This window comes from bacterium, from assembly GCA_021158245.1.
GTDB lineage: Bacteria > Zhuqueibacterota > QNDG01 > QNDG01 > QNDG01 > QNDG01.
Window position 1 is genome coordinate 1 of record JAGGVB010000023.1, and the last position, 26,275, is coordinate 26,275.

Consider the following 26,275-nt stretch of genomic DNA (forward strand, 5'->3'; position numbering starts at 1 on the left):
CCATAGCTTTTATTGCGTAACTTGCTTCAGGTTCGCGCAGAATAACAGTTTCCGCTTTACCTGTAATAAAATCTCTGTAAATTATTTCAGGCCGTCCGAAAGGCTCTCCGAAAACAAGTTTGAAATCATCGGGATTAAGCCCTTTTGCCCTGATTATGTAATTGGTAATTTTTGCGGGAGGAGCCTCCTCAAAAAGAGGCGTGTATATTTTTTTTCCACTCAGATCCTTTAAATTTTTTGCATTATGGTCTCTTGTGAGAATGTAAAAATTATCCCATACAAACATGGCAGGCAGTTTAACGTCAACATCCTTTAGTTTAACAGATGTAATAAGTGCTGAAAAACTTATATCAGCTTTGCCGTTTACTATCCAGCCGAGGTGCTTTTCCGTTTCTTCCCAGACTTTCAGCTCTTTTATTGTAATGCTGCTACGAATTTTTTCAGACTGAAGCAGACGCATGATTACAGGATATGCAACAGGTGTTGCAGATTGAATTACAACAGACGGTTTGTCCTTGTCCTCGGAGGATTTATTTTTTTGAATCTGTTTCTTGTGGAAGTAAACCCTTACTTCATTGGGAGTTTTCTTTTCCGTTATACTTTCAAATCCCATCTCGTTCAGCATATTGATTAGCGGGAATGGTTCGAATTGCTGAACAAGTACAAATCCGCCGTCTTCTTCAATGCCGTAAGCCTTTTTTATGATTATGTCAAAGGGATCAGTCATCATTGATCTTACGTCAAGTACATCGAATTCTTCCTTTCTGTCTTTCCAGTCAAGTTTCTGCTCCTTTTGAGGGTTAAATATTGATACTCGGTACTCTTTGTTTTGTTCGATGCTGTATTTGAAATTCAACCCCTCGGCAGTTTTAAGCACAAGATCAGGCTTGTCAACTGAGATTATTACAATGTTCTGTTCAGGCAGGATGTGAGATATTTTTTGGATTAATTCGGGGGCAGTGTCATTGTTATAGATGTATCTCTCGCTGCTTTCTTCCCATGTAATTTCTTCACCTGTCAGAATATCTTCGGTCTGGTTTTTGGATATACACTCTGGCATTGATGCAGCAAGTTTTTTATCGGTACCTATTGCCTTGTTCAAAGTATGCAGAATTTCACATATAGACATTCCGGATAGCCTGGCTGCATCTTCGAATGTCGCAAATCTTGCGAGAGTATTGTACATTGCAGGATTCTGAAGTTTTCTGAATTTTGGCGACAGATCAAAAAGTATCTGTTTTAGCTGCGGATGTTTGTCCAGAGTCGCTTTGATATTGGATTTTGACAAAACAGGCGTAATATTACTGTCGCCCTGCTCGGAAGAGATGGCGTTTACAGGGCAGACCTTCATTGCCTGCTTGCATAGTTTAATCTCTTCTTCATTTTCCGGCTGTTTTTTAACAAATGCCTTACTCCCTGACATCCCCCAATTGTCTTGTGCAACATTTACACATGCTTTACAGCCTATGCATTCGTTTGATATTTTAAATGTAATATTTTCCATGACATTCCACCGTAAGTTTAATTTTCAAGCCTTTGCTTTTACTGAAATTTCTGTAGCCAAGATATGATTTTTTTTTAAAAATAGCAATTAAGATATGTCGCTGACGATAAAGTTGTAAAGTTATAAAGGCTATAAAGTTTTAAAGTTAAAAGGGAATAGTGAACAGGCCCAGCATCCCCTCTCCTTTTTTTCTCGCAATGTACGCAACGAACGCAAAGAAAAAAATATATTTTATCCCCGCCCATCCTGGTTTTCTCCCGATTTATCGGGATGCGGGAAATACAGAAAATTCAGTAACTAACAGATGTCATTACCGCGGAAGCGGGAATCCATTTTCAAAAATCCCGATCCGACTATCATATATTTTTTGAGTAGCAGGGACTAACAAAGCAAAAAAAGGCCGGCTGCCGGAAATCTCAACTGTTGTTTATATTTCATGTTTTAGTTTTTCCCGAATTTGATTTAGTCTATATTTTATTTTATGCAGAATCTTCCCGGGTAAAAACAGGATTTGTATCAATCTTCCGTGTTGGCAGCAGGCATGGAATAAGTATCAGGAGAAACCCTGCAAACAGGGCAAGAATCCCGCCGCTCAATGAGATAAGAAAAATATTTGTCCGTTTTATCTTTTATCCTTGTATTTAATACAGGCCGAAGAAGCCTCCGGCTTGCATTAATCCAATTATTTACATGTTTATAACTTTTTACGTTGAAGATGTTTTATTGCTCTTTGCATGCTCTTTTTTATCCTTTTATCCGTCTCTTTTTCAGTGGCTTTTTTGAATGCTTCAATTACTTCCGGTTTGTTAATTTTTCTCAGGGTGGAAATTGTCCGCAGCTTAATCCATCTTGAAGAGTCGCTAAGATTTGAAATCAGATAGTCAACAACTTCCGGATGTGTTTTGCCATATTTTGACACTGCACTAATTACAGCCGTACGCAGCCTGCCGGGATTTTCGGAAGTCCCGTATTTGAGAATTTCGCCAACCATTCCAGGACATTCAAGTTTTGAAAATGCTCTGATTGCAGCACTTCTGATTTTGTCGTTGAATGAGTTCATTGCAAGAGCTTTTTTAATAACAGGCAGAGCTTTTGCGGTATCCAGCTGAGCAATTGCCCTGATTGATGAACCTATCACGTATAAACTGGAATCAGCAGCAAAAATTTGCTGAATAAACGGAACAAGGGAAGCATCCTTGTATTTGGCAAGAGCAGAAACAGCTGAGGCTCTTACTTTACTGTCATGGTCGTGAGCTGCTTTTTTTAATTCTTCTATTGCCCATTTGGGACGCACTTCCCCCAAGAATCGTGCTGTATTGTTTCTCACTGTACTAAAGCTGTCATTAATCATACTTAATGCAGCGGCTTTTTGTACATCAGGATCGTCTTTATATTTTTTCTGTAACTTGTTTAAGGCTTCAATCCTATCTATTCCTCTGTCAGCATGTGCCAGTTGGAACAGATACTCAGCTTTGCTTTTATTGAATTTAATGGTTTTTAAGATGTTATTTCCCGGATCAAAAAGTACAAGTTCCGGTTTTGCTTTGCATTTTATCAGGATTGTTGTGTCTGCAGCAGCAATGCATATCTTTTCCGGTTTTTTCTGAGAGCCTGTAAATACTTCAATCTTTACAGGCATACGGAAAGTTGTAGTCAGAGGTTCTTTTATCTGCTTCTGCTGAATGCGGAGGGAAATGGTTTTTAAAGAGTCAATCCATGATTGATTAACAACATATTTTGGGTAGCCTGCATAATAAACCCATTCGTTAAAAAACCAGTGTAAATTTTTATTGGTTGCTTCTTCAAAAGCTTTTTCCAGGTCATCCGATCCAACTACTTTTCCGGCGTTTACAACCCCATATAGATGGATTCCTTTCCAGAACAGCTCGTCACCGAGTACATAGCGCAGCATGTGAAGGACCCATGCCCCTTTCTGGTATGAATGGCGGTCTAACATCTGTCCGTGGTTTTGGAATTTAAGCCCTGCAAGAGAACGCCTGTACGTTGTGGAGTCTTCCATCATATAAATGTTTTTATAACTGGACATTTCATAATCAAATGCATCTCTGCCAAGAGTGTGCTCTTTCCAAAGAGCTTCAAAGTATGTTGCAAAACCTTCGTTTAACCATACGCTCGGCCAGTCATGGCATGTTAAAAGATCTCCCCACCATTGATGGGCAAGTTCGTGTGAAATAAGAGATTCTGCTGTACGGTCGATATTGTTCTGTTTGTCTGTCAGAGAGCCTGAAGTGAGTGTCGTTGCGGAAATATTCTCCATTCCGCCGTACATGAATTTATCAACAACAGTCTGGGCATATTTTGAATAGGGATATTCAATGCCGATTTTATCTGAGAAGAATTTTATCATGTCAGGGGTCTTGCTGAAAGTGGCCTTGACATATTTTTCCTGATCAGGATGGACATAGTACTGAACCGGAATCTTCTTGTAGTAGTCTTCAAACTTTTTGTAATTGCCTGCAACAAAAGAGGTCAGGTATGTTACGTGCGGAATATCAATCTTCCAGTGGAATGTTCTTGTGGAATCCTGTTTATTTTCAATGACATTTATCAGTTTACCGTTTGAGATTGCAATATTGGGTTTCTTTGTTGTTATGAACATTTCGCTTGTTGCTCTGTCATTGGGGAAATCCCAACATGGAAACCAGTAGTGGTTTTCCTCTTCCTCCCCCTGAGTGTATATTTCAAAATGTGGATTTTTAGAATTTTTGTCCGGAAGCACAAAATAGAGGCCTTTTTTTGCATCAGTGACATTGTAAATAATTGATATTTTTACAGTATCGGAAGATAGATAGCTTCTGTTGAGGAATATGATTAATTTATCAGAAGTTTTGCGGAATTTCAGGCCTTTCCCTGTTGGAAGCTTTACAGATTCAATTTTCATTTCTGCAGCATCAAGAACAACGGAATCAAGTTTTGCTTTAATGGGAGACAAGCTTATGAATTCTTTACCGTAAAGAGTTTTCTGCTCCGGATTAAAGGAAATATGCAGAGTGTAGTTGATAACTGAGAAGTCTCTTTCCGGTGCGTGGTGAATAGTACCTTTTATCTCGTGGATGTCTGCAAAAAGCAGTGATGCAGAGAAGACAGCAAGTAAGAATATAGCTGAATACAGCATAGAAAACAACTTGAAACGCCGGTTCATCTTAAAACCTCCTTTGTAAATTTTTTTATTTAGGCGGAATAATTTCCGAGGTATATATTTTACAAATATATATCTTAAATGTCTACGATTATTTATCGGAATTGTTGCATTAATTTACTTTTCAATTGTATGAAAATATGTGGGCCCTTTTTCTTGTGATTGGTGCTCAACAATTTAAAAGGAGATTGCCATTTTTCATATACTTTTTAACATAACATCTGTGTTGAAATATATAGGTAATTATAACCAAATCTTGCATGTAAGAAAGAGATTATGATAATAAAATGGCCAGATTCAGTTTAAAGATAGTCTAACTTTTATTATTTTCGGTACGACACTTTTTTCAAAAAAAAGTGCCCAAAAAACGCCGGCTGCTGCAAATATCCTAAAAATGTCAAAAAGCTCTCTGAATCAAATAAACCCGTCCTGATTTCTTTATCTGATTGTAAATATAGTAAAATCGGGACTCAAACAGAATTTGATTCCGGGCGTTCGCTTTTTAACATTTTTTTAACGGAGATTAGCAGATGCCGGCATTCCCTGCCAACCATTTTTGTAAAATCATTGTATTGTATTTTATTAGCCTAAATTTAATATTCCTGTACATTACCAACTCATTTCAAAATAGAAACGAATATAAATAATTCTCTCCCGGGATTGAATAAAATCTTGTAATATACCTGATTTTTTATTACTTTTACAGGATTGTCTGAAACAGTTTTTTATTACTATATCTGTTTCATTGATAAATCATAAATAAATCAGGTATTCAAATAGAAGGAATATTTATGTGTCTTGCGGTTCCCATGCAATTGGAAGAGGTTGATGGTGATAAAGGAATTGTTACAATAGGCGGAGCAAAAAGAGAGATTGGGCTTCACTTACTTCCTGATTCAAAGATCGGAGATTTTGTGCTTGTCCATGCAGGCTTTGCCATACAGAAGATTGACGAGAAAGAGGCCATGGAGACGCTTGAACTGTTCAGACAAATGGAGAGGCTGGCGTGAAGTATGTGGATGAGTTCCGCAGGCAGGGCCCGGCAGAGGCACTTGCCAAAAATATAAAAACAATTTCGCGGGACATTCAAATGACTTTTATGGAGGTCTGCGGTACCCACACAATGGCAATAGCACGCAGCGGTATACGCGAGATGCTGCCTCCCAATGTAAAACTGATTTCAGGCCCCGGGTGCCCGGTCTGTGTAACTCCCAATAAGACTATTGACTATGCAATAGCACTGGCCGGACTGCCTGATACTATTATTACGACATTCGGTGATATGATGAGAGTCCCGGGTTCCTATTCAAGCCTCTTAAAAGAACGGTCAAAAAAGAATAATATTCAGGTTGTAACTTCAACAATAGATGCTCTTAACGTTGCACGTACCAATCCTGATAAAAATGTTATTTTTATAGGTGTGGGGTTTGAAACAACTGCTCCGACAATAGCAGCATCAATTGTCATGGCAGAAAATGAAAATATAACAAACTATTTTGTACTTGCAGCACATAAGGTGATGCCTCCTCCCATGGAGGCATTAAGCAGGGGAGATATAAGCCTCAGCGGATATATCTGCCCCGGGCATGTAAGCACTATAATAGGGTCTGAAAGTTATAACTTCCTTGCTGATAAGTACGGGATTGCATGTGTAGTAGCGGGGTTTGAACCTCTTGATATACTTAAGAGTATTGCAATGCTTGCAAAACAGGTATCTGAAAATAATCCTAAAGTGGAAATTGAGTATAAAAGGGCTGTTACTCCAAAGGGAAATGAAGCTGCACAGGCAATTATGAATAAAGTCTTTGAAGAGTGCGACTCCGAGTGGAGGGGAATAGGAATCATTCCGGGCAGCGGGCTTAAAATAAACAGCTCATACATGGATTTTGATGCAGAACTTAAATTCCGGCCAGAACTTCCTCCTGTAAAAGAGGTTAAGGGATGCAGGTGCGGAGAAGTTCTTCAGGGCAAGGTAATACCTCCGGAGTGCCCGTTTTTCGGAAACAAGTGTACTCCGGCAGAACCTCTCGGAGCGTGCATGGTTTCTACAGAAGGGACATGCGCTGCTTTTTATAAATATCTGAGGCATAGATAAATAACAGAGGAATTAATTTTGAACAGCAGCGAAGAATCTTTTATAACTCTTGCTCACGGCGGAGGCGGAACTCTTACTCAGCAGCTTATTGATGATATATTTGTACCTGGTTTTAAGAATAGTTATCTTGAGCCTTTAAATGACAGCGCTCTTCTCCGGGGTGTTTCAGAACGTGCTGCATTTACGACAGACTCATTTACTGTTGATCCCATATTTTTCCCGGGTGGTGATATAGGATATCTTGCAGTCTGCGGTACTGTCAATGATCTTGCTGTTTCAGGAGCAGTACCGAAATTTCTGAGCATCGGAATGATTATTGAAGAGGGGCTTTCGTTCTCAGATTTGAAAAAAATTGTCAGTTCAGTTAAAAAAGCTGCTGATGAGGCAGGAGTAAAAATCGTTACAGGTGATACAAAGGTAGTGGAAAAGGGCAAAGGAGACGGTATTTTTATTAATACTTCGGGAATCGGTATATTCAACCACAATAAAACCTTTATCCCTGCAAATATTCAGCGGGGCGACAAAATTATTGTCAACCGAGATATCGGGTGTCACGGTATGGCTGTTATTACTGCAAGAAAAAATTATGGATTTACAAATAGGGTAAAATCTGATGTTGCGCCGTTAAATCACTTAATCGAAAAAATTATTGAATCAGGTGCTGCAATACGGGTTATGAGGGATGCAACAAGAGGTGGTCTTGCAACTGTACTGAATGAAATAGCAGAAGCAGCACATAAAACTCTGATTGTTGAAGAAAAAGAGATTCCGGTAACAGAGCAGGTACGGGGTGCATGCGAAATTTTAGGGTTTGATCCTGTTTATGTAGCCAATGAAGGTGTTGCAGTTATTTTTACTGCTCCTGAAGATGCCGATGAATTAATTTCTGTTATGAAGAGAGATAAGAACGGGGAAAACAGCAGAATTATCGGAACTGTAGGTGATGAGTCGGATGGTATGGTTGTAATGAACACAACTATAGGAAGCAGCCGTGTTCTGGATCTGTTAACAGGGGAGATGTTACCGAGGATTTGCTGAAATCTTTTTTGTTTTCGGTATCTGTTGTAATGCCTCGTTAAAAAAAGTTTCCCATTGCTTCGGGTTTTCCCTGAATTCAGATAGAGTTTTTGTAAATTGTTCCTGAGAAAAATCATATCTCTTGAATATTATTTTTGATGAATCGATAAATGCAGAATCTGTGAAGCTGTATTTTTCTCTTAGCCGGGCCAGATCAGTGTATACATTCAGAAATTTTATCTGGCCGGAGGTTAAAGAATTTTCGGATTTTTTGGCACATGAAATTAAAAGCAGAAGAAAAGATAAAAAGAGTGTAATTAATCCTTTTCTCATGATAACCCTTTCTGTTTGCATTTAAGAAAGGGAAATTCTTGCAACAAATCAAGGTAAATTTTGGAAGTTAAAAGAAAAATCGGAGTAGTCTGCTGTTCGGCATCCTGGGGAGGCATGGAGATGCTTGCAGTAAAACAGGCGGCAATGCTTGCGCAGAAAGGGCATGATGTATGGTTTATAGGAAAGCCGGATTCCCCTGCTGCAAATGAAGCATTAAAATTAAATTTGCATATAATCCCCGTAGATATTAAAGGGTATTTGAATATACACGCTTTAACAGAGCTGTATAAAATTTTCAGAACGGGCTCTTTTGATATTATTCATGCCCACTATTCAAAAGACTTGTGGTCTGTTGTGCCCGCACTTTATTTTGCCAAAAGCAGGGCCGGTTTGATTCTTACAAAGCACATAGGAACTCAGAAACCAAAGAGGGATTTTCTGCATAAAAAGATTTATAACAGAGTTGATGCGGTTATTGCAATCTCAAAAGTAATTGAAAAAAACATCCTGGACACCCATCCTCTCGTAAGTGATAAAGTAGTATTAATCCCCAACGGCATAGACACGGAAAAGTTTAAGCCAGGGACAAGTTATGATCTCAGGAAGAAATATGGAATACACCGGAAAAATTTTGTAATAGGAATTGCAGGGCGGTTGTCCTGGTGGAAGGGATACAGAGAGTTCCTCCTTATGGCACGTGATGTAATCAGGCAAAATCAGGATGTAATGTTTCTTGCAGTTGGCGGAGCGACAATAGGGGAAGAGAAGGAAGCTGAAGATATAAAGAAATTATGCACATCTCTCGGTATTGATGACAGAGTGATTTTCACAGGATTTCAACATGATACTGCGCAGTTTTACAGAGCAATGGATCTTTTTGTCTATCCTGCTTATGCAGAAGCATTTGGGCTTGTGATAATTGAAGCTATGGCTTCAGGCCTGCCGGTAGTAGCTTCAGACAGTGACGGCATTCCCGAGATTGTAATAAACGGAGAAACAGGTATTCTGGTTCCTCCACGTGATTATAAAAAATTGACTGATACTGTACTTTCTTTGTTGCAAGAATCGAAAAAAATAGGTAAGTTTAAAAATAATGCAAGAAACAGGGTTGAGAATTATTTTTCCTCAGACATGATGATTTCGAATATTGAAAATATATACGAAAAGATAATTCAGGATCGGACAAAAAATGATAGATGACTGGATAGACCTGCACGTTCATACATATTATTCAGATGGTGTGCTTTCACCCGAAGAGGTTGTAACAGCAGCAAAAAAAGCCGGATTAAAGGCTGTGGGCATAGTTGACCATGATACGGTTAACGGACTTGGTGAGGCTGAAAAAGAGGGCGAAAAGCAGGATTTGATAATAGTAGCCGGAACAGAACTGAGCAGTCAGTACAAAGGCATGGATATACACATCCTCGGGTATTGTTTTGACAGAGATAATGAAGAGATGAAGGAATATCTGGAAAAATTTCAGCATGAACGTTTTATTCGTGCAGAAAAAATAGTAAGCAATCTCTCTAAAATTGGTGTGAAAATATCCATTGATGATGTGATAAACAAGGCAAAAGGTAAAAATATAGGGCGGCCTCATATTGCAGACGTACTTTTAGAAAATGGATATGTTGAAAATTTTCAGGAAGCTTTTTACAAATATATCGGATATGGTTCTGATAGTTACGTAGAAAAATATAAAATAACTCCTTTTGATGCAATAAAACTTATTTCAAAAGCAAACGGATTGTCTTTTCTTGCACATCCCGGGCCTTCCATTTCTGACAGTATAATTACCGAGTTTGCCAAAGCCGGACTTGACGGTATTGAGATAGTGCATCCGAGGCACAGTGCAAACAGGACAGCTCATCTGCAGAAACTTGCAAGAAGAATGGATCTTCTTGTTTGCGGCGGATCAGACTGCCATGGAAGGAACAGTGAAATTACTATAGGGCGATATACAGTTCCTTATGCTATTCTTGAAGAGTTTTATGAAACATTAAGAATCAGAAAAGAGGCTATTTAATTTATCATATGTTAAGAGGAGAATTCTATAAAATTTGAAGTTAAGTAGAGTGCTTGTGATAAAACTGCGAGCTATTGGTGATGTTGTTCTAGTTACATCTGTTTTTCCGAATATAAAAAAAACTATGCCTGATACTGTTGTTGATGTACTGGTTGAAGAACCTGCGGCCCCGGTTTTACAGGGGAATCCTTTTGTGGATAATGTAATTATCCTGCCGAGGAAAAAATGGGAAAAGATAAACACAATTTCCGCATGGTTTGAAAGCCTTAAGTTTATCAGGAAATTAAGAAGAAATAATTACGATGCTGTGATTGACCTTTTCGGTAATCCGCGCAGTGCTTTTTTAACTATGGTTTCAGGTGCTAAACAAAGGGTGGGATTTAAATTCAGAGGCAGGTCTCTGGCATATAATCTTAAAGTTGAGCCGCGCGGAGACAGAGTGCATGAGGTTGAGTTTAATCTTGATGCATTAAGGGCAATGGGAATTCCGGTTGAATCAAAGGAACCGCAAATTACAGTATCTGAAAAAGAGTATAGAAAAATTGATGAATGGATAGCAGATTCCGGCCTTTCAGATAAAAAAATAGCAGGAATCCATTCATGGGCAAGCTGGCAGGCAAAAGAGTGGGCTGCTGAAAAATTTATCGAACTGTCTGACAGGATTGTAAATGAACTTGGAATGGAGGTTGTGCTTGTTTGGGGGCCTGGCGAAAAAGATCGTGCAGAAAGGATACAGAAATCGGCTTTGTCAAAGCTGTATCTTGCACCTGCGACAAACTTAAAAGAGCTTGCTGCTTTAATGTCGCGTTTTGATGCGGTTGTTGCAACAGATTCGGGCCCAATGCATATTGCTGCTGCAATGGGTACTCCGACGCTGGGTATTTACGGCCCGACTAACTGGAAACTTCAGGGACCGTTTGGGCCGCAAAACAGGGCTGTATATTTAAAAGGCCTTGAATGCCTCGGGTGTAATCTTACGGAATGTTCAAAAAGAACTTGTATGAAAGATTTATCAGTGGAAATGGTTTTTAATGAATTAAAAGACATGATGAATAAAATCTGATATTGCGGCCTGTTTTTAATCTGAATGTACTGACTAAGTGAAGCAAGAGAGAGTTAATGAAAAACGAATTGGAAAAATATCAGAATATAGATTGTAGGAAATTTAACGGCTATAAACCGTGTGAGCCTGATAAAAAATGTCCGTGTGATGACAGGGAACCGTATGGTACCAGGATTTTGATTGTTAATCTTGATTTTATAGGTGATGTTTTAATGACTACCGCACTTTTACCGGCAATTAAACGCACCTATCCTGAGAGCATAATTCACTGGATTACACGTAAAAATGCTATGCCTGTACTGGAGAACAATCCGTTTATCTTCTGCCTCTGGGAATGGAACAGCGAAAACAGGATGATCTTAAACGAGATGGAGTTTGACATTGTTTTAAACGGGGATAAAAACAGAGACTCGTCTGCGTTTACAGTATCCCTGAACAGTAAAGTAAAACGCGGATTCGGGTTGAATAAATACGGTGCGGTTATACCTCTTAACAGGGAAGCTCTGTACAATTTCAGAATGGGCCTTGATGATGAATTGAAATTCCGAAAAAACAGACGTACAGGCCTTGATATTCTTGCGGAAACATGGAAGGTTGATTATCAGCTTGATGAGTATATACTTGAACTTACAGACAAAGAAAAAGAATTTACAAACACGTACAGAGAAAGCCTGGGAATTAGCAATGAACTTGTAATAGGTTTTAATACGGGTTGTTCGAATGCTTTTCCTTTAAAAAAAATGACAATAGAGCAGCATGTTCAATTAATAGACAATATCAATCAAAATATGGCTAATATTAAAATCCTGCTGCTCGGCGGAAGGGAAGATACGGACAGGAACAGAGAAATAAAAAGCCTGAGCACTTTTCCGGTTGTTGAGACTCCGACAACAGAAGGATTAAGAAGGGGTATTCTGTATGAAAACAGCTGCGATGTAATCGTAAGCGGAGATACTCTTGGAATGCATATAGGAATCGGGCTGAAAAAGTATGTTGTTGCATGGTTCGGAATTTCATGCAGCGAAGAGATCGAACTTTATCAGCGGGGAGAAAAAATTCAGTCACATCTTGATTGTTCGCCCTGCTGGAGAAAAACCTGTGATAACCCCAGGTGTATTAAAGAACTAAATATTGACAAGATTTATAAATCTATTTTAAAGTATTATGAACGATTTTTTTCGAAATAGAGTTGAACTTACAGCTCTTGTGATTTGCAGGAATGAGGCTGAAAATATAGGGCCGTGTCTTAAAAGCCTCTCCTTTGCAGATGAAATTGTAGTTGTTGATTCCGGAAGCACAGATAACACTTTGGAGATTGCCGGGAACTATAATGTAAATCTATTCGTTACTGAATGGAAGGGATACGCTGAAACCAAGCAGTACGGGCTTGACAGGGCGCATGGTAAGTGGATTTTATGGTTAGATGCAGATGAACGTATTACTCCGGAATTAGCCCTTGAGATAAAAAAAACTATCAAAGATGATTCGCAGATAAATGCTGCTTTTAAAATACCGCGAAGGGCATATTTCCTTGGAAGATGGATAAAACACAGCGGGTGGTATCCCGGATATGTTGTGCGGCTTTTTAAAAAAGAAAGATGCCATTTTGGGAATGAGCTTGTTCATGAACAGCTGATTGTTAACGGTTCAATTGCTGTTTTAAAAAATAATATAGATCATTATACTGATACATCTATAGAACACTATTTTAATAAGTTTAACAGGTATACATCTCTTGCTGCCGAAGAACTGGCAAATAGAGGGCAAAAAGCCTCATTGTTTACTATGATAGTAAGAAGCATGCATATATTTTTTAAAATGTATTTTTTAAAAGAAGGTTTTCTTGACGGAATTCAGGGATTAATATTGGTATTTTTCTCATCTTTTTATGTTTTTGTAAAATACGCTAAATTATGGGAAATAAACAGTAATTGTAAATAGGAAAGCACGAGCATCGTTTGGGCGGCACCGGTAATTTAATATCAAGGGGGGCTAATGGACCGGAATGGCGCTTTTAAGAGTACAATTAAGGATTGGCCTGAGGCAGACCGCCCGAGAGAAAAGATGATTAAGTACGGTTCCAGCGTTTTAAGTGATGCTGAATTAGTTGCATTGCTGATTGGATCCGGTACTAGGGGAGTTTCAGCAATTGACCTTGCACGGCGGATTATAACCCTGTACACAGGGCTCTCAAAAATGGCGGCATGTACCGCAGGAGAACTGCTTAAGGTGAAGGGTGTAGGCCCTGCTGCGGTTGCTAAAATTATGGCTGCATTTGAAATTGGCAGGCGTGTTGAAGCAGGATCGTATTCAAAAGGTAAAAAAATAACATGTGTAGAAGATGTGGTTGCATATTACAGGCCCTTGACAAGAGATTTGAAAAAAGAGGTTTTTCGAGTTGTCCTGTTAGACAGCGGTAATTCAGTGATTAGGGAGAGTATAATAACGGAGGGAATTTTAAACGCAAGTCTTGTACATCCGAGGGAAGTTTTTAAAGTGGCTGTAGATTATGGGGCTGCAAGTATAATTGCCATACACAACCACCCTTCGGGTAATGAAAATCCTTCAAATAATGATTATAAAGTTACTGAACAGCTTGTTAAGGCAGGTAAAATTATGGGGATACCTCTGACGGATCACATAATTATTGCAGGTAAAGGGTTTTACAGCTTTGCAAAACAGGGCCTAATTTAAACAGGAGTAAAAATTATGCGGTATCAGGAGGAGACAAGGGGAATTATAAAATTTGTACGTGTTGATGAGGAGCAATTGACTTCAAATGAGGCTCCTGAAATGAAGACTGCATTTTTAAAAATTCTTTCCAGTGAAGAGGAATTCATTGTGGTCAACATGTCAAAGGTGCAGCATATGGACAGTACAGGGCTTGGTTCATTTCTATTTGGTATAAGACAGGCAGAGCATCTTGATAAAGAGGTTATTTTCTGCTGTCTGAACCCGAGAATAGAAACTCTTGTTAAAATAGCCCATCTTTCCGATGTTATAGAGGTGTATGCATCTGAAGATGATGCTATAAAAGAAATCGAAGACGACCTTGATTCGGAGTAAATAATTTTTTAGTACGCTTTTGTTAAAAACGGAGATTTACAATGCTTCTTGTGCTTGATGTGGGTAATACTGAAACTGTTTTCGGAGTATACGATAATGACAAGCTTGCCACCCATGGAAGACTTTCCAGCCGTATAAACAGAACTGCAGATGAAAGCTGGATATTTTTAAAAATGCTGTTTCATGAAAAAGGGATTAAACCCGAGCTTATAGATTCTGTTGTTGTTTCTTCAGTGGTACCCTCTCTGACGCAGGTTTACAAAGAAATGATAGCAAATTATCTTTCGACTAATCCTCTTGAGGTATCTTCTTCGGTAAATACCGGGTTGAAATTTAAATATAAAACTCCCCGTTCCATAGGAGCGGACAGAATCTGCAATGCGGTTGCGGGTTTTAATAAATACGGGGGTCCTGTAATCATAATAGATTTCGGTACGGCTACTACATTTGATGTTATTTCTGATAAGGGAGAATATATAGGCGGAGTAATAGGGCTTGGCATGAAGGGGATTTCTCAGGAACTGCACCGTCTTGCAGCAAAACTTCCAAGGGTTGATATGGTATTCCCCGATTCGGTTGTAGGCACTACAACTGAGACTGCCATGCAGTCCGGAATTATGTGGGGCAGTGTAAGCTTTGTAGACGGAATGATAGAAAAAATATTAAAGGATATGGGCTGGAAAAATGCACACATTATTGCGACTGGGGGAATGGCAATGGAGATTGTAGATAAATCGGAAATGATTAATAAAGTTGAACCTTTTTTGATTCTAGAAGGAATGAAAATTATTTATCGCTTAAATACGTAATGTCCTTAAGGAGGCATAGTAATGACTTTTCAAAAAAATATTAATGAAAAAGTGTACAAGGTTGTAGGTGCTCTGATGGAAGTACACAAAACTCTGGGGCCCGGGCATCCTGCAGATTTTTATAAAAAAGCCCTGGAAATAGAATTTACCGAACGGGAACTATCTGTTGAAAAAGATAGAAGTGTTGATGTAGTGTTCAAAGGTGTCCTTGTGGGTAAATTAAATGCTGATTTTATTATTGACGAAGCTCTTGTAATTTCTGTTAAAGTTGAAGATATTCTCAGTGATGTTGAAGTTCAGCAGGTATTGAGGTGCCTTTCATTAACTAACTGTACAATGGGAATTTTAGCTAATTTCGGGGGTACGAAAATTCAGTACAAACGAGTACTTCCAAGCAGCAGAATTAATGAGAATAGAAAAATATACAGATCTCCCAATTACAGGGAGCATGGGCGGACACGTGAGAGTAACCCGATAATCTGATTAATACTTAATGGAAGCGGTTATGTCAAATTCTAATAAAATATACAGTTTTTTTATCGCAGGAATAATTCAGGGTTCTAAGCAAGGAACAAAAATTTACGATCAGTCATATCGTGATAATATCAAAACTTTTTTAAAAGATGAGTTTATTGGAAGTGATGTTTTCTGCCCTTTTGAGAATCATAGGAATTCCATCTCTTATGATGATAAAAAGGCGGAAGAAGTTTTCCTTATGCATCTTGACAAGGTCAGAGAGTCACATGCTCTTATTGTCTTTCTTCCGGAAGCAAGCCTTGGTACGGGAATTGAGATGTGGGAAGCCCATCATAGCGGCAGGATTATCATAACGATCAGCCCTATGGATACTAACTGGATTATAAGAATTCTTTCAGACAGAATTTTTCCGGACATTGAATCATTTAAGCGATATGTTAAATCAGGTGATTTTAAAAAAATATTGGATGAAAAATATGAGAAAGTATAAATATTTACTATTAAGCATGTTGTTCTTTTCCTCTGTAGTGAAGACTGTGGCGGGAAATCAAGAACCGCGAGGATTTGTAAATGATTTTGCCAATGTGGTTTCTGCTGATTACAGAACGAAAATTGAGGCCCTTGCCCGTGAAATTAAACAGAAAACAGGTGCCGAACTTGCTGTTGTAACTGTCAGAAGCCTTGAAGGGGAATCTATTGACACATATACTTCCGCACTTTTTCAAAAATGGGGAATAGGGCAAAAAAGTAAGGATAACGGCATACTTGTCCTTCTTGCTGTATCTGACAGAAAGGTAAGAATTGAAGTAGGATATGACCTTGAAGGAGCGATTACAGACGGTACAAGCGGAAAGATACTGGATACTTACGGAGTTCCTTTTTTTAATAAAGGGGATTACGGAAAAGGGCTTTTTAATACGTCTCTTGCAATTGCCGGATATGTAGGCAGAGAGTACGGAGCAATTTTTACCGGAAGGCCTGAAAGAATTCCTTCAGGCAGAAATACAGGGAAAAGAGGTAGCGGGCTTTTTTCCTTAATTGTCATCATTCTGCTTATAATCCTGACAAGAGGAAGAATTATACCGTGGCTTTTCTTGGGTGCAATGCTTGGCGGCGGCGGGGGAAGAAGCAGCAGCGGCGGTTTCGGAGGCTTTGGCGGTGGTTTTGGAGGCTTTGGAGGGGGAATGAGCGGCGGCGGCGGTGCAAGCAGAGGATTTTAATATATATTTGTATACTTTATCAAAATCAAAGCAAATTCTGTGGAATCGAAACAGCAAAATCAGGACTTTTTTATCATATCGGAGGAAGCAATGAAAAAAAACAGTAAACTTGAAAATGCAATAGAGTTATTTTCAAGAGATTTGAAATTATTCTTCGGGGATGACCTTGTGTCAGTTATTTTAACAGGCAGTGCTGCATCAGGTAAGTTCAACTCTAAATTTTCTGATATTAATTTTCTTGTGATTCTTTCGGAAAGTGGTATTGGCAAAATAGGCGGTGTCAGGAAGTATCTGAAAAAGTGGGCATCAAAGAGGATAAGCCTTCCTCTGTTTCTCACTGAAGAATATGTAAATGAATCTCTTGATACTTTCCCGATTGAATTTTTTAATATGAAATCAGGATACAGATTAATCATGGGATCGGATATCCTGAAAAATCTGGATTTTGAGAAAGATAAAATGCGCCTGCAGTGTGAGAGAGAGCTAAAAGGAAAACTACTGCAGCTCAGGCAGGGATATATAAGTACAAAGGGAGCTAAAAGGGCTCTTGAGAGATTGATAAGAGAGTCCATTGTTTCTTTTACTTCAATATTCAAAGCGCTCCTGTTCATGAAGGGAGAAGATGTGCCTTCATCAAGAGATGAAATTCTTGAGAAAGCCTGTGACAGTTTTGATCTTGATACTGAAATATTTATTGCTTTAAGCCAGATTAGAGAGGGCTCATTAAAATTATCAGGCAGTGAGCTTGATCTTCTCGTAGTTGATTATATTGCTGAGATAGCACAGATTAGCGAAATCGTTGACAAAATGTAAGTATACGTTAAGAAATAAAACACAGGAGGTTACTATGTCAAAAGGCGGAAAGATAGGACTAATTGTTTTAGGAGTTGTTGTTTTAATTTTTTTAATGATTGCAGTCAGTATTAAAAACATGTATAACAATTTTGTGTCACTTGATGAGGGTGTTAACCAGTCATGGTCTCAGGTACAGAACGTGTATCAGAGAAGAGCTGATCTGATTCCCAATCTTGTGGAAACAGTAAAAGGTTATGCCAAGCACGAAAATCAGACTCTTGTTGCAGTTACACAAGCTCGTGCAAAGCTCGGCGGAGTAACAAACATCAATGCAAAGGACCTGACTCCGGCAAAACTTGCTCAGTTTCAGCAGGCTCAGGCAGGTTTAAGCAGCGCTCTGCAGAGGTTAATGGTTGTTGTTGAAAAATATCCTGACCTTAAAGCAAATGAAAATTTTATAAGGCTGCAGGATGAGCTTGCAGGCACAGAAAACAGAATTGCAGTTGAGCGTAAGCGTTTTACTGTGGCAGTACAGGCTTATAACAGAAATATCAGAAGATTCCCGCAGGTGATATTTGCCGGTATGTTCGGATTTGAGAAAAAGGCGTATTTTGAAGCTGAGCAGGCAGCTCAGCAGGCTCCCAAAGTTAAGTTCTAAATTCTGAAGAGGAGTGTGACATGTCTTCGTCTATAATTATTATTTTTGCAGTAGTAGTGTTTACTGCAGGCTATATTTTTTATGGCGGATACCTGGCAAGAAAGTTTAAGCTCGATAAACTGAGAGAGACTCCGGCTCACACAATGCAGGATAATATTGATTATGTTCCTGCGAGATGGCCTGTACTTTTCGGACACCATTTTGCATCGATAGCAGGGGCAGCGCCTATTATAGGGCCTGTAACAGCAGCAGTATTCGGATGGGTGCCTGTGCTTCTGTGGATTCTTATAGGTTCTGTATTTCTCGGAGCTGTTCATGATTTTACTTCTCTTGTTGCATCAGTGCGTCATAAAAGCAAATCAATAGGTAAAGTAATTGAGGAGTACATAGGGCATACCGGGAAACAGCTATTCCTGATTTTTGCATGGTCTACACTAATACTTGTAATTGCTGCATTTGTGATTCTGGTTGCAAAAACATTTATTGCAACTCCGGAAGTTGCAACTTCGTCCGGGCTTTTTCTTGTTCTTGCTATTGCTTTCGGATTCGGAGTTTACAGAGCAAATGTACATCTTGGAATTGCAACATTAATCGGAGTGGCCCTTCTCATTTTCTGTATCTGGATGGGCCTTGCTTTTCCCGCTACATTATCGTCAAATGGCCAAACTGCTCAACAGGGGTGGACGTGGATTATACTTGCATACATATTCGTAGCTTCTGTAACACCGGTGTGGATTCTTCTGCAGCCGAGAGATTATCTTAACTCTTTTATGCTCTACATGATTTTAATTGCAGCTTTTGCAGGAATTCTTGTTAAAAATCCGGCTGTCCATATGCCTGCGTTTACTGGTTTTGTAAGACCTGGTATGGGGTCAATGTTTCCCATACTTTTTGTTACTGTTGCATGCGGCGCAATATCGGGATTTCACTCACTTGTAGCATCAGGTACTACTGCAAAGCAGCTTGATAAGGAGCCCGATGCCCGTAAAATCGGTTACGGAGCAATGCTTGTTGAAGGGCTGCTTGCTGTAATCGCTCTGATTGCAGCAGTGACACTTCTTCCCGCTCAATACAAAGAATTCTTTCCTGTTGGAGGAAAAGCAAACCCAATAGGCCTTTTTGCAACGAGTGTTGGGGGTTTTATGTCTGCTCTTGGCATTCCTCAAAAAGCGGCTATTACATTTGCTGCAATGGCTATTTCAGCGTTTGCACTTACTTCTCTTGATACTGCGACGCGTCTCGGAAGGTTTATCTTTCAGGAATTTTTCAAATCCGATCATGATTCAAAAGCCCGTTCTGTACTGACTAATAGATTTGTTGCTACGTTTTTTACTGTGATACCGGGAGGTTTGCTTGCATTAACAGGGCAGTATCAGGCTATTTGGCCAATTTTCGGATCTGCAAACCAGCTTCTTGCTGCACTTGCCCTGCTTGCAGGAAGTGTGTGGCTGGCGAAATTAAAAGAGAAGAATACTTTTCTTGTTATACCAATGCTGTTTATGTTTGCAGTAACTCTTTCAGCACTTGTAGTATTGATAGTTAGTAAAGTAAAAATAATTTTCAGATTTTTCTCCATGGGCGAACATCCTGCTCAGATGGGAATTATGGGTACGGCATTTCTTCTTTTTATTGCTGTGCTCCTGTTTATTGTTGCAATCATTCTTGTTGTTCAGGCTGCAAAATCTCTAAAGAGGAGTTAATCCGGTTGTTAAAGGGAGTTGTCAGGGAAATCCGATTGTATCATTGTAAGGGAGCTATGTCGTAAGCCGTAATTCTGTCATTTCGATTTCTGTTTTGCCGGAAGAAGCAATCTTATTAATTTATTTTCAGTTTTTGAGATTGCACATCTTCCGGCTGTGCGGAATTCTTGCAGTGATATTGATTTTTTTTAATACAGTTTTAAGGCAGTCTCTTTAAAAATAACGAATTTTTTCGGTTTTCCGCAGATACATTTTTTCCCGGGCATTCCCTGAGTAACAGATATATCTGTACCCTTGAATTAAATTATTTTCATCAATCTTTTAATAACAAAGGGATGTTATATGGCACAGAAAATGGATAACAGCGTTAACCAGCGGTTCTCTTCACGGCTTGCGTTCCTTCTAAGTGTACTCGGCATAGCTGTAGGTACAGGGAATATCTGGCGTTTCCCGAGAATTGTAGCTCAGTGCGGCGGCCGGGAAGGGGCGGGAGCTTTTTTAATAGCATGGGTTATTTTTCTTTTTATGTGGAGCATTCCCCTGATAATAGGGGAGTATGCTCTTGGCAGAAACTACAGAAGCGGAGTTATATCTACTATAACAAAGGCTGCAGGAAAGGCTTTTTCATGGATGGGCACTTTTATAGCTTTTGTTTCAACAGCAATTACTTTTTTCTATTCTGTAATTGTGGGCTGGTGTATCTACTATCTGATACGTATGCTGACCAACCCTCTGCCTTTAACAAATGAGTCATCAATGGCGATCTGGAACAACTATCAATCAGGAGGCTGGCCCCTTCTTTTCCATGCTGCTGCAATGCTCATCGGAGCTTTTGCCATATGGAAAGGTGTCAGTTCCATTGAACGTGTAAATAAAATTCTGATACCAACACTTCTCGTCATTATTTTTATCTCGGTAATAAGAGCCCTTACTCTGCCCGGAGCATGGGACGGAGTCAGGTATCTTTTTACGCCTCAATGGAGCCAGCTTACCAGGCCCCGCATCTGGATAGAAGCTCTCACACAAAATGCCTGGGACACAGGTGCAGGGTGGGGACTGTTTTTAACATATGCTGCTTATATGAAAAAAGAGCATGGTTTGGTAAAAAATGCATTCTTCACAGGAATCGGAAATAATACAATCTCAATTTTATCCGGTATAATGATTTTCGGGACTGTGTTTGCTGTACTTAAAAGTGAAATGCTGATGAGCCAGCCGGAAATTCTGGAAATTATGAAAACAAGCGGGCCTGCTTCAACAGGCTTGACCTTTATCTGGATGCCTCAGCTTTTTGCAAGAATGTTCCTGGGCCACCCTATTGCAGTTCTTTTTTTCCTGGCGCTTACATTTGCCGGATTCTCTTCCCTGATTGCAATGCTTGAACTCCCCACAAGAATTTTTGTTGATGCCGGATTTAAAAGGCCTGCTGCTATTGCTCTTGTCGTAGGTGTTAGTTATCTTTTGGGTATCCCGTCTGCCCTGAATCTTAAAATTTTAAGCAACCAGGATTTTGTCTGGGGGCTCGGACTTATTCTATCAGGCGGATTTATGTCATTTACTCTTGTAAGAAGCGGGATAAGGAAAATCCGTACTGATATTATTTTGTCAGATAAGAATGATCTCAGTATAGGAGTCTGGTGGGAAAAAGTTATTGCTTATGTTGTCCCTGTTATGGCAAGTGCCCTTCTTTTATGGTGGCTTTCTCTTTGCGCAACTGTTTATGCCCCCAAAGAGTGGTGGAATCCTATTAACCCTTTCAGCATTGCAACGGTTTTAGTGCAGTGGGCAATAGTTCTTTTTATATTTATAACATTTAGAAAATGGACATCTTCTCACATGGTGCGAGAGGATTTATTTATAGACGGCGGTTTTATAAATATAAATAAATGATTGATAAAACCATAAACTATTCAGGTGGTTTAATGGATGATATAAAAGATTCTGACAAACTGTATCAGACAGATTTATTTTCATCAAATAGTTTTATGTCAGGTCTGACAGATGAGCAGAAAGAGGCAGTGGAGTACGGCAAAGGGCCTCTTCTTATTGTTGCGGGAGCCGGAACAGGCAAAACTATGGTTATTACAAGGAGGATTGCTTACCTTATAAACAACAAGATTGCCCTTCCTGAAGAGATACTTGCTCTTACATTCACAGAAAAGGCTGCTATTGAGATGGAGGAGCGTGTTGATCTGCTTTTGCCGTACGGCCTTGCAAATGTGCATATCTCTACATTCCATTCTTTCGGTGATATGATTTTAAGGCAGTACGGCCTTGAGATGGGTATTAATCCTGATTATCAGGTCCTGTCCGACCCGGAAAAGATAATTTTTTTTCAGGAGCATATTTTTGAGTTTCCTTTGAATATCCTCAGGCCTCTTGGTAATCCTGCAAAATTTATCGGCAATATTTTAAAAGTAATATCACGTGCAAAAGATGAAGACATCTCTCCGGAGTCATATATCTCTTTTTCCGAAGAGCTGATAAAAAAAGCAGAGATTCAAAATGATCCGGAACTTTTAGATTATGCGGGGAAACAGCTTGAGATAGCCAATACTTACAAAAAATATCAGGACCTTCTTGCAAAAGAGGGGAAAGCGGATTTCGGCGATCAGGTTTTTCTTGCACTCAAGCTGTTAAGAGATAATCCGTCAGTACTTTCACGAATAAAGAACAAGTTTAAATATATTCTTGTGGATGAGTTCCAGGATACTAATTTTGCCCAGTATCAGCTTGTGAAAATTATTGGGGGAGAGGTTGCGAATATTACTGTTGTAGGGGATGATGACCAGTCCATCTATAAATTCCGCGGCGCTGCAATATCCAATATTCTGGGATTTACAAAAGATTTTCCCGATTCACACCAGATTGTCCTAACGCGTAATTTCCGTTCTACCCAGCCGATTCTGGATTCGGCATATAAATTGATTCAGAATAATAATCCCGACAGGCTGGAGGTACGCAACAGGATAAATAAACAGTTGATTGCAGACTCTGCTGAAGGACAACCTGTTGAGCAGATTCATTGCGATACAAGTATAACAGAGGCTGATAAGGTCTCATCAATTATTTCCCGGTTAGTTGAAAGCAGCAAATATTCATATAAAGATATTGCAATACTTGTAAGAACAAACAAACTTGCAGATAATTTTATTCGAAGCCTGAACATGAAGCATATACCATGGTCATTTTCAGGAAACAGGGGGCTTTACGAACGTCCTGAAGTGCGTATTTTAATCTCTTTTCTGCATGTTATCTGCGATCCTGATGATTCGGCGCATCTTTATAATCTTGCAGTATCAGAAGTGTATGAAATTACATCAATGAGGGATGTGTTTAAATGCACAAGTATCGCTCACAGGGAAAACAGGAGACTGTATTCAGTTTTTGAAGAAGTTGTTACGGGCAAATCCGCTGAAGAATTATCTTCAGGAACAATTTCTTCCATAACAAAAATTGTTCAGGATATTAAATTTTATCAGGAGCTCTCACGAGACAATATTACAGGATATGTCCTGTATCAGTTTATTACCAGGTCCAACTATCTTAAGAAACTTACACAAATTGAGACACACGAAAACAACCTTAAGATTCAGAATATAGCAAGATTTTTTGATGTTATCTGGGCATTTGCACAAATTGCACGGGAGGACAGGATAATCTACTTTATCCGCCATCTTAGCCAGTTAATTGAGGCAGGGGACGATCCTCCTGTTGCTGAAGCAGATTCCGATGAAGACGCTGTTTATATTTCCACAATACACAAGGCAAAGGGGCTTGAGTGGCCTGTGGTTTTTATGGTCGGACTTTCTGACAGCAAATTTCCATCGAGAAATATGGGAGCAAGCCTTGAACTTCCAGTGGAACTTGTAAGAGAGATTGTTCTTGAAGGGGATGTGCATCTGCAGGAGGAAAGAAGGCTTTTTTATGTAGGAATGACAAGGGCAAGGGATATTCTGTATTTTACAAGTGCGGAAAATTACGGCGGTAAAAGAAAAAATAAAGTAAGCAGATTTGTTCGCGAGGCACTTGACCGGCCTGATATAGGAGAAGTTGCTTTTAAGAGCAATGCTGTTGAACAGATTGAGAGGTTCGGAGATTTTACAGCCGGGACATCCGGCGAAATGAAACCAATACCCGATGATGCTGTTCTTAATATCTCCTACTATCAAGTTGACGACTATCTTACGTGCCCTCTTAAGTATAAGTATGTACATGTATTAAGGCTGCCTTTCTTCCATCACAGTATTGTATACGGCAAAGCTGTGCACTCTGCCGTAGAGCTTTATTACAGACACAGGATAATAGGCAAACCGATAACTTTGGGAGAGCTTTTTACTGCATTTGAAAAGGCATGGAGGAATATCGGTTTTCTTTCAAGGGAACATGAAGAACGCAGATTTGAAGCGGGAAAAGAAGCAATAAGGCGCTTTTTTAAAGAAGAGGAATCAAAAGAAGGTAATAGCAGCCCTCTGATGGTTGAAGAGCCTTTTAGTTTTATGCTTGGTAAAAACAGGATATCCGGGCGCTGGGATTTTATTGAGGAAAGAGATGGAAAAACAGTTATTGCGGATTTTAAAACTTCCGAAGTTTTTGTACAGGAAAAAGCAGTAAAGAGAGCAAAGAAGAGTGCTCAGCTTGTGATTTATGCTATGGCTTATAATGCCAGATTCGGTAAAATGCCTGATTTTATTGAGCTTAGATTTATTGAATCAGGCCTTACAGGCACAACAGCTGTAAAGGATAAAATGATTTCAAAAGTTGAACAGAATATTCTTAAAGCTGCAGGTGGAATCAGAAAAAGAGATTACTCTGCAACACCGGGATATCAGGAATGCAGCTTTTGTGCATATCAGTCAGTGTGCCCGAGTTATCGTCCGAAAAAATAAATGGGATAAAGGTTATAAAATGATTACTGAAAAAATTAAATCAAGATGGGATTATGATTTAATTAACAGAATAGTATTTGCTTTAAATGAGGCAGCTCCTATTGAGGATATTTTAAAAGATGTCCCTGCAGATACATCAATGCCTCCCTCGGGAAAACGGCTGGATTTAAGGGGAATCGATTTCTCCTTCCAGAATCTGAGAGGCCCCTGGCACATTATGGAAGGCAGGAGATTACGAATGGGAGTTGATCTTCATGATGCTGATTTGACAGGTGCTGACCTTTCATGGGCGATGCTGCCGCGTGCAAATTTAAGAGGCGCCTTACTTGCTGATGCGAATCTGCAGAATACAGAGCTTATCTATGCAGATTTTTCAGAAGCTGATTTAAAAGGGGCAAGAATGGAAGGTGCATGGCTTCTTGATACTCTGTTTAAAGGAGCAGAAATTACTGAGCAGCAGCTTGCTCAGCGGAGAAAATTGGGCCAGCTTGATTTTGATTATCATGCTTATAAGTTATAAAGTATAAAGTTATAAAGTATAAAGTATAAAGTATAAAGTTATAAAGTGTAAAGTTGAAAAGTTAAAAAATATAAAGTATAAAGTTGTAAAGTATAAAGTTGTCCTGAATGGGTTGCCGGTTTTCCGCTTAAGCGGAAGGGAAATCTTTTTAAACAGGATACGGTAAACTGCAGAAAGATTGAACTTGTCTTTTAGTTTATTTTACTTTGGAGAGTACAATGGATAAAAAAAATCTGCCGAAGTCATTTGACGAACTTATCAGAACAGCGGATAAACCTGTGCTTGTTGATTTCTGGGCGGAGTGGTGCGGGCCGTGCAAGATGGTCAGCCCTGCAATTCATAAAATTGCATCGGAATTAAAAGGTAAATTAATAACTGTGAAAGTTAATGTAGACGAAAAGCCCCACGTAGCTGCAAAGTATCAGATTACAGGCATACCTACTATAATGCTTTTTAAGAACGGCGGTATCGCAATGAGGCTGACTGGTGCTTATCCTTATGAAACACTGAAAGCCGAGGTTGAAAAGGCGGTTAGCGGATAGAAATATAAGCAATAAGGATATGTAATATATAGGCAATGCTGAGGAGCATACCCTATACCTTTTTATCCCTATTCCTGATTTTTTGTGACACTGAACTTGTATGTAAGAATAATTGGTAAATTAGAATTTTAAGGAGATAGCCATGCGTTTCATAATAAAGATTGCTGTTCTAAGTGTGTTGGTTTCTCTGGCCATTAGTTCCGGATGCGGTAATAATAAAAAAGAAGATAAACTGATTGCGTATGTTGATCCGTTTATCGGTACAGGAGGCCACGGGCATACTTATCCCGGTGCAGCAGTTCCGTTCGGAAGTGTACAGTTAGGCCCTGATACAAGGCTGACAGGATGGGACGGATGTTCCGGCTATCATTATTCTGATAATGTTATTTACGGGTTCAGCC

Annotated in this window: 25 protein-coding genes; 22 read left to right on the forward strand and 3 right to left on the reverse strand. The window is 39.3% G+C overall.

All coding sequences use genetic code 11. The features are described from left to right. Positions 1-1,504, reverse strand: a 1,504-nt coding sequence (locus J7K93_01135; protein ID MCD6115593.1) for a ferredoxin, incomplete at its 3' end; no start/stop codon positions are given. A gap of 694 nt (positions 1,505-2,198) precedes the next feature. Continuing rightward, positions 2,199-4,667 (reverse strand): HEAT repeat domain-containing protein, encoded by a 2,469-nt coding sequence (locus J7K93_01140; protein MCD6115594.1) that lies wholly within the window; start codon positions 4,665-4,667, stop codon positions 2,199-2,201. Between the two features lie 788 nt (positions 4,668-5,455). Between J7K93_01140 and J7K93_01145 the strand changes: the two genes are divergently transcribed. From J7K93_01145 to hypE, 3 genes are read left to right on the forward strand one after another with little or no spacing between them, the layout of a single operon-like run. Continuing rightward, complete coding sequence (locus tag J7K93_01145; protein MCD6115595.1) at positions 5,456-5,674, forward strand: HypC/HybG/HupF family hydrogenase formation chaperone; 219 nt, start codon at positions 5,456-5,458, stop codon at positions 5,672-5,674. Beyond that, positions 5,671-6,759 (forward strand): hydrogenase formation protein HypD, encoded by a 1,089-nt coding sequence (gene hypD, locus J7K93_01150; GenBank protein ID MCD6115596.1) that lies wholly within the window; start codon positions 5,671-5,673, stop codon positions 6,757-6,759. The genes J7K93_01145 and hypD overlap by 4 nt, the downstream gene beginning before the upstream one ends. Continuing rightward, complete coding sequence (gene hypE, locus J7K93_01155; GenBank protein ID MCD6115597.1) at positions 6,760-7,797, forward strand: hydrogenase expression/formation protein HypE; 1,038 nt, start codon at positions 6,760-6,762, stop codon at positions 7,795-7,797. It abuts the gene before it with no gap. Here hypE and J7K93_01160 read toward each other — a convergent pair. Further along, entirely contained in the window at positions 7,780-8,109 is a 330-nt protein-coding gene (locus J7K93_01160) for a hypothetical protein (GenBank protein MCD6115598.1), read from the reverse strand. The genes hypE and J7K93_01160 overlap by 18 nt on opposite strands. 60 nt (positions 8,110-8,169) lie before the next feature. Here J7K93_01160 and J7K93_01165 point away from each other — a divergent pair, with 60 nt between their 5' ends. The 19 genes from J7K93_01165 to J7K93_01255 form a co-directional block, all read left to right on the forward strand. Continuing rightward, on the forward strand, positions 8,170-9,309 hold the full coding sequence (locus tag J7K93_01165) for a glycosyltransferase family 4 protein (GenBank protein ID MCD6115599.1): 1,140 nt from the start codon (positions 8,170-8,172) through the stop codon (positions 9,307-9,309). Beyond that, positions 9,299-10,135 (forward strand): PHP domain-containing protein, encoded by an 837-nt coding sequence (locus J7K93_01170; GenBank protein ID MCD6115600.1) that lies wholly within the window; start codon positions 9,299-9,301, stop codon positions 10,133-10,135. The genes J7K93_01165 and J7K93_01170 overlap by 11 nt, the downstream gene beginning before the upstream one ends. 34 nt (positions 10,136-10,169) lie before the next feature. After that, on the forward strand, positions 10,170-11,198 hold the full coding sequence (gene waaF, locus J7K93_01175) for a lipopolysaccharide heptosyltransferase II (GenBank protein ID MCD6115601.1): 1,029 nt from the start codon (positions 10,170-10,172) through the stop codon (positions 11,196-11,198). A 56-nt stretch (positions 11,199-11,254) separates the two neighbouring features. Beyond that, entirely contained in the window at positions 11,255-12,385 is a 1,131-nt protein-coding gene (locus tag J7K93_01180; protein ID MCD6115602.1) for a glycosyltransferase family 9 protein, read from the forward strand. Next, the gene (locus tag J7K93_01185; GenBank protein ID MCD6115603.1) at positions 12,363-13,139 is read left to right on the forward strand and encodes a glycosyltransferase family 2 protein; all 777 of its coding nucleotides are present in this window, start codon (positions 12,363-12,365) and stop codon (positions 13,137-13,139) included. The genes J7K93_01180 and J7K93_01185 overlap by 23 nt, the downstream gene beginning before the upstream one ends. A gap of 54 nt (positions 13,140-13,193) precedes the next feature. Then, the gene (gene radC, locus J7K93_01190) at positions 13,194-13,892 is read left to right on the forward strand and encodes a DNA repair protein RadC (protein MCD6115604.1); all 699 of its coding nucleotides are present in this window, start codon (positions 13,194-13,196) and stop codon (positions 13,890-13,892) included. Positions 13,893-13,907: 15 nt separating this feature from the next. Further along, positions 13,908-14,264: an STAS domain-containing protein gene (locus J7K93_01195; GenBank protein MCD6115605.1), complete on the forward strand. Its 357-nt coding sequence runs from the start codon at positions 13,908-13,910 to the stop codon at positions 14,262-14,264. A gap of 41 nt (positions 14,265-14,305) precedes the next feature. Then, positions 14,306-15,073 carry a type III pantothenate kinase gene (locus J7K93_01200; protein ID MCD6115606.1) on the forward strand — a complete coding sequence of 256 codons (768 nt, stop codon included), beginning with the start codon at positions 14,306-14,308 and terminating at the stop codon, positions 15,071-15,073. A 21-nt stretch (positions 15,074-15,094) separates the two neighbouring features. Then, on the forward strand, positions 15,095-15,556 hold the full coding sequence (locus tag J7K93_01205; protein MCD6115607.1) for a GxxExxY protein: 462 nt from the start codon (positions 15,095-15,097) through the stop codon (positions 15,554-15,556). A 22-nt stretch (positions 15,557-15,578) separates the two neighbouring features. Beyond that, positions 15,579-16,040 (forward strand): hypothetical protein, encoded by a 462-nt coding sequence (locus J7K93_01210; protein MCD6115608.1) that lies wholly within the window; start codon positions 15,579-15,581, stop codon positions 16,038-16,040. Beyond that, positions 16,027-16,770 carry a TPM domain-containing protein gene (locus J7K93_01215; GenBank protein MCD6115609.1) on the forward strand — a complete coding sequence of 248 codons (744 nt, stop codon included), beginning with the start codon at positions 16,027-16,029 and terminating at the stop codon, positions 16,768-16,770. Before J7K93_01210 ends, J7K93_01215 begins: the two co-directional genes overlap by 14 nt. Positions 16,771-16,860: 90 nt before the next feature. Further along, positions 16,861-17,583, forward strand: a complete 723-nt coding sequence (locus J7K93_01220; GenBank protein ID MCD6115610.1) for a hypothetical protein — start codon at positions 16,861-16,863, stop codon at positions 17,581-17,583. A gap of 34 nt (positions 17,584-17,617) precedes the next feature. Beyond that, positions 17,618-18,223: a LemA family protein gene (locus J7K93_01225; protein ID MCD6115611.1), complete on the forward strand. Its 606-nt coding sequence runs from the start codon at positions 17,618-17,620 to the stop codon at positions 18,221-18,223. A gap of 20 nt (positions 18,224-18,243) precedes the next feature. Next, on the forward strand, positions 18,244-19,923 hold the full coding sequence (locus J7K93_01230) for a carbon starvation protein A (GenBank protein MCD6115612.1): 1,680 nt from the start codon (positions 18,244-18,246) through the stop codon (positions 19,921-19,923). A 354-nt stretch (positions 19,924-20,277) separates the two neighbouring features. Then, entirely contained in the window at positions 20,278-21,813 is a 1,536-nt protein-coding gene (locus J7K93_01235) for a sodium-dependent transporter (GenBank protein ID MCD6115613.1), read from the forward strand. A 32-nt stretch (positions 21,814-21,845) separates the two neighbouring features. Beyond that, positions 21,846-24,812, forward strand: a complete 2,967-nt coding sequence (locus J7K93_01240) for a UvrD-helicase domain-containing protein (protein MCD6115614.1) — start codon at positions 21,846-21,848, stop codon at positions 24,810-24,812. A gap of 19 nt (positions 24,813-24,831) precedes the next feature. Next, a complete protein-coding gene (locus tag J7K93_01245; GenBank protein ID MCD6115615.1) occupies positions 24,832-25,332 on the forward strand; it encodes a pentapeptide repeat-containing protein in 501 nt (166 codons plus the stop codon). 218 nt (positions 25,333-25,550) lie between these two features. Beyond that, the gene (trxA, locus tag J7K93_01250; GenBank protein MCD6115616.1) at positions 25,551-25,874 is read left to right on the forward strand and encodes a thioredoxin; all 324 of its coding nucleotides are present in this window, start codon (positions 25,551-25,553) and stop codon (positions 25,872-25,874) included. A 142-nt stretch (positions 25,875-26,016) separates the two neighbouring features. Further along, positions 26,017-26,275, forward strand: a 259-nt coding sequence (locus tag J7K93_01255; protein ID MCD6115617.1) for a hypothetical protein, incomplete at its 3' end; no start/stop codon positions are given.

Coding starts and splice junctions, on each gene's coding strand:
- J7K93_01180 (MCD6115602.1), top strand. CDS start 11,255: ATGAAAAACGAATTGGAAAAATATCAGAATATAGATTGTAGGAAATTT.
- J7K93_01245 (MCD6115615.1), top strand. CDS start 24,832: ATGATTACTGAAAAAATTAAATCAAGATGGGATTATGATTTAATTAAC.
- J7K93_01225 (MCD6115611.1), top strand. CDS start 17,618: ATGTCAAAAGGCGGAAAGATAGGACTAATTGTTTTAGGAGTTGTTGTT.
- J7K93_01170 (MCD6115600.1), top strand. CDS start 9,299: ATGATAGATGACTGGATAGACCTGCACGTTCATACATATTATTCAGAT.
- J7K93_01235 (MCD6115613.1), top strand. CDS start 20,278: ATGGATAACAGCGTTAACCAGCGGTTCTCTTCACGGCTTGCGTTCCTT.
- J7K93_01215 (MCD6115609.1), top strand. CDS start 16,027: ATGAGAAAGTATAAATATTTACTATTAAGCATGTTGTTCTTTTCCTCT.
- J7K93_01195 (MCD6115605.1), top strand. CDS start 13,908: ATGCGGTATCAGGAGGAGACAAGGGGAATTATAAAATTTGTACGTGTT.
- J7K93_01145 (MCD6115595.1), top strand. CDS start 5,456: ATGTGTCTTGCGGTTCCCATGCAATTGGAAGAGGTTGATGGTGATAAA.
- J7K93_01160 (MCD6115598.1), bottom strand. CDS start 8,109: ATGAGAAAAGGATTAATTACACTCTTTTTATCTTTTCTTCTGCTTTTA.
- J7K93_01220 (MCD6115610.1), top strand. CDS start 16,861: ATGAAAAAAAACAGTAAACTTGAAAATGCAATAGAGTTATTTTCAAGA.
- J7K93_01185 (MCD6115603.1), top strand. CDS start 12,363: ATGAACGATTTTTTTCGAAATAGAGTTGAACTTACAGCTCTTGTGATT.
- J7K93_01140 (MCD6115594.1), bottom strand. CDS start 4,667: ATGAACCGGCGTTTCAAGTTGTTTTCTATGCTGTATTCAGCTATATTC.
- J7K93_01210 (MCD6115608.1), top strand. CDS start 15,579: ATGTCAAATTCTAATAAAATATACAGTTTTTTTATCGCAGGAATAATT.
- radC (MCD6115604.1), top strand. CDS start 13,194: ATGGACCGGAATGGCGCTTTTAAGAGTACAATTAAGGATTGGCCTGAG.
- J7K93_01205 (MCD6115607.1), top strand. CDS start 15,095: ATGACTTTTCAAAAAAATATTAATGAAAAAGTGTACAAGGTTGTAGGT.
- J7K93_01230 (MCD6115612.1), top strand. CDS start 18,244: ATGTCTTCGTCTATAATTATTATTTTTGCAGTAGTAGTGTTTACTGCA.
- J7K93_01200 (MCD6115606.1), top strand. CDS start 14,306: ATGCTTCTTGTGCTTGATGTGGGTAATACTGAAACTGTTTTCGGAGTA.
- J7K93_01240 (MCD6115614.1), top strand. CDS start 21,846: ATGGATGATATAAAAGATTCTGACAAACTGTATCAGACAGATTTATTT.
- trxA (MCD6115616.1), top strand. CDS start 25,551: ATGGATAAAAAAAATCTGCCGAAGTCATTTGACGAACTTATCAGAACA.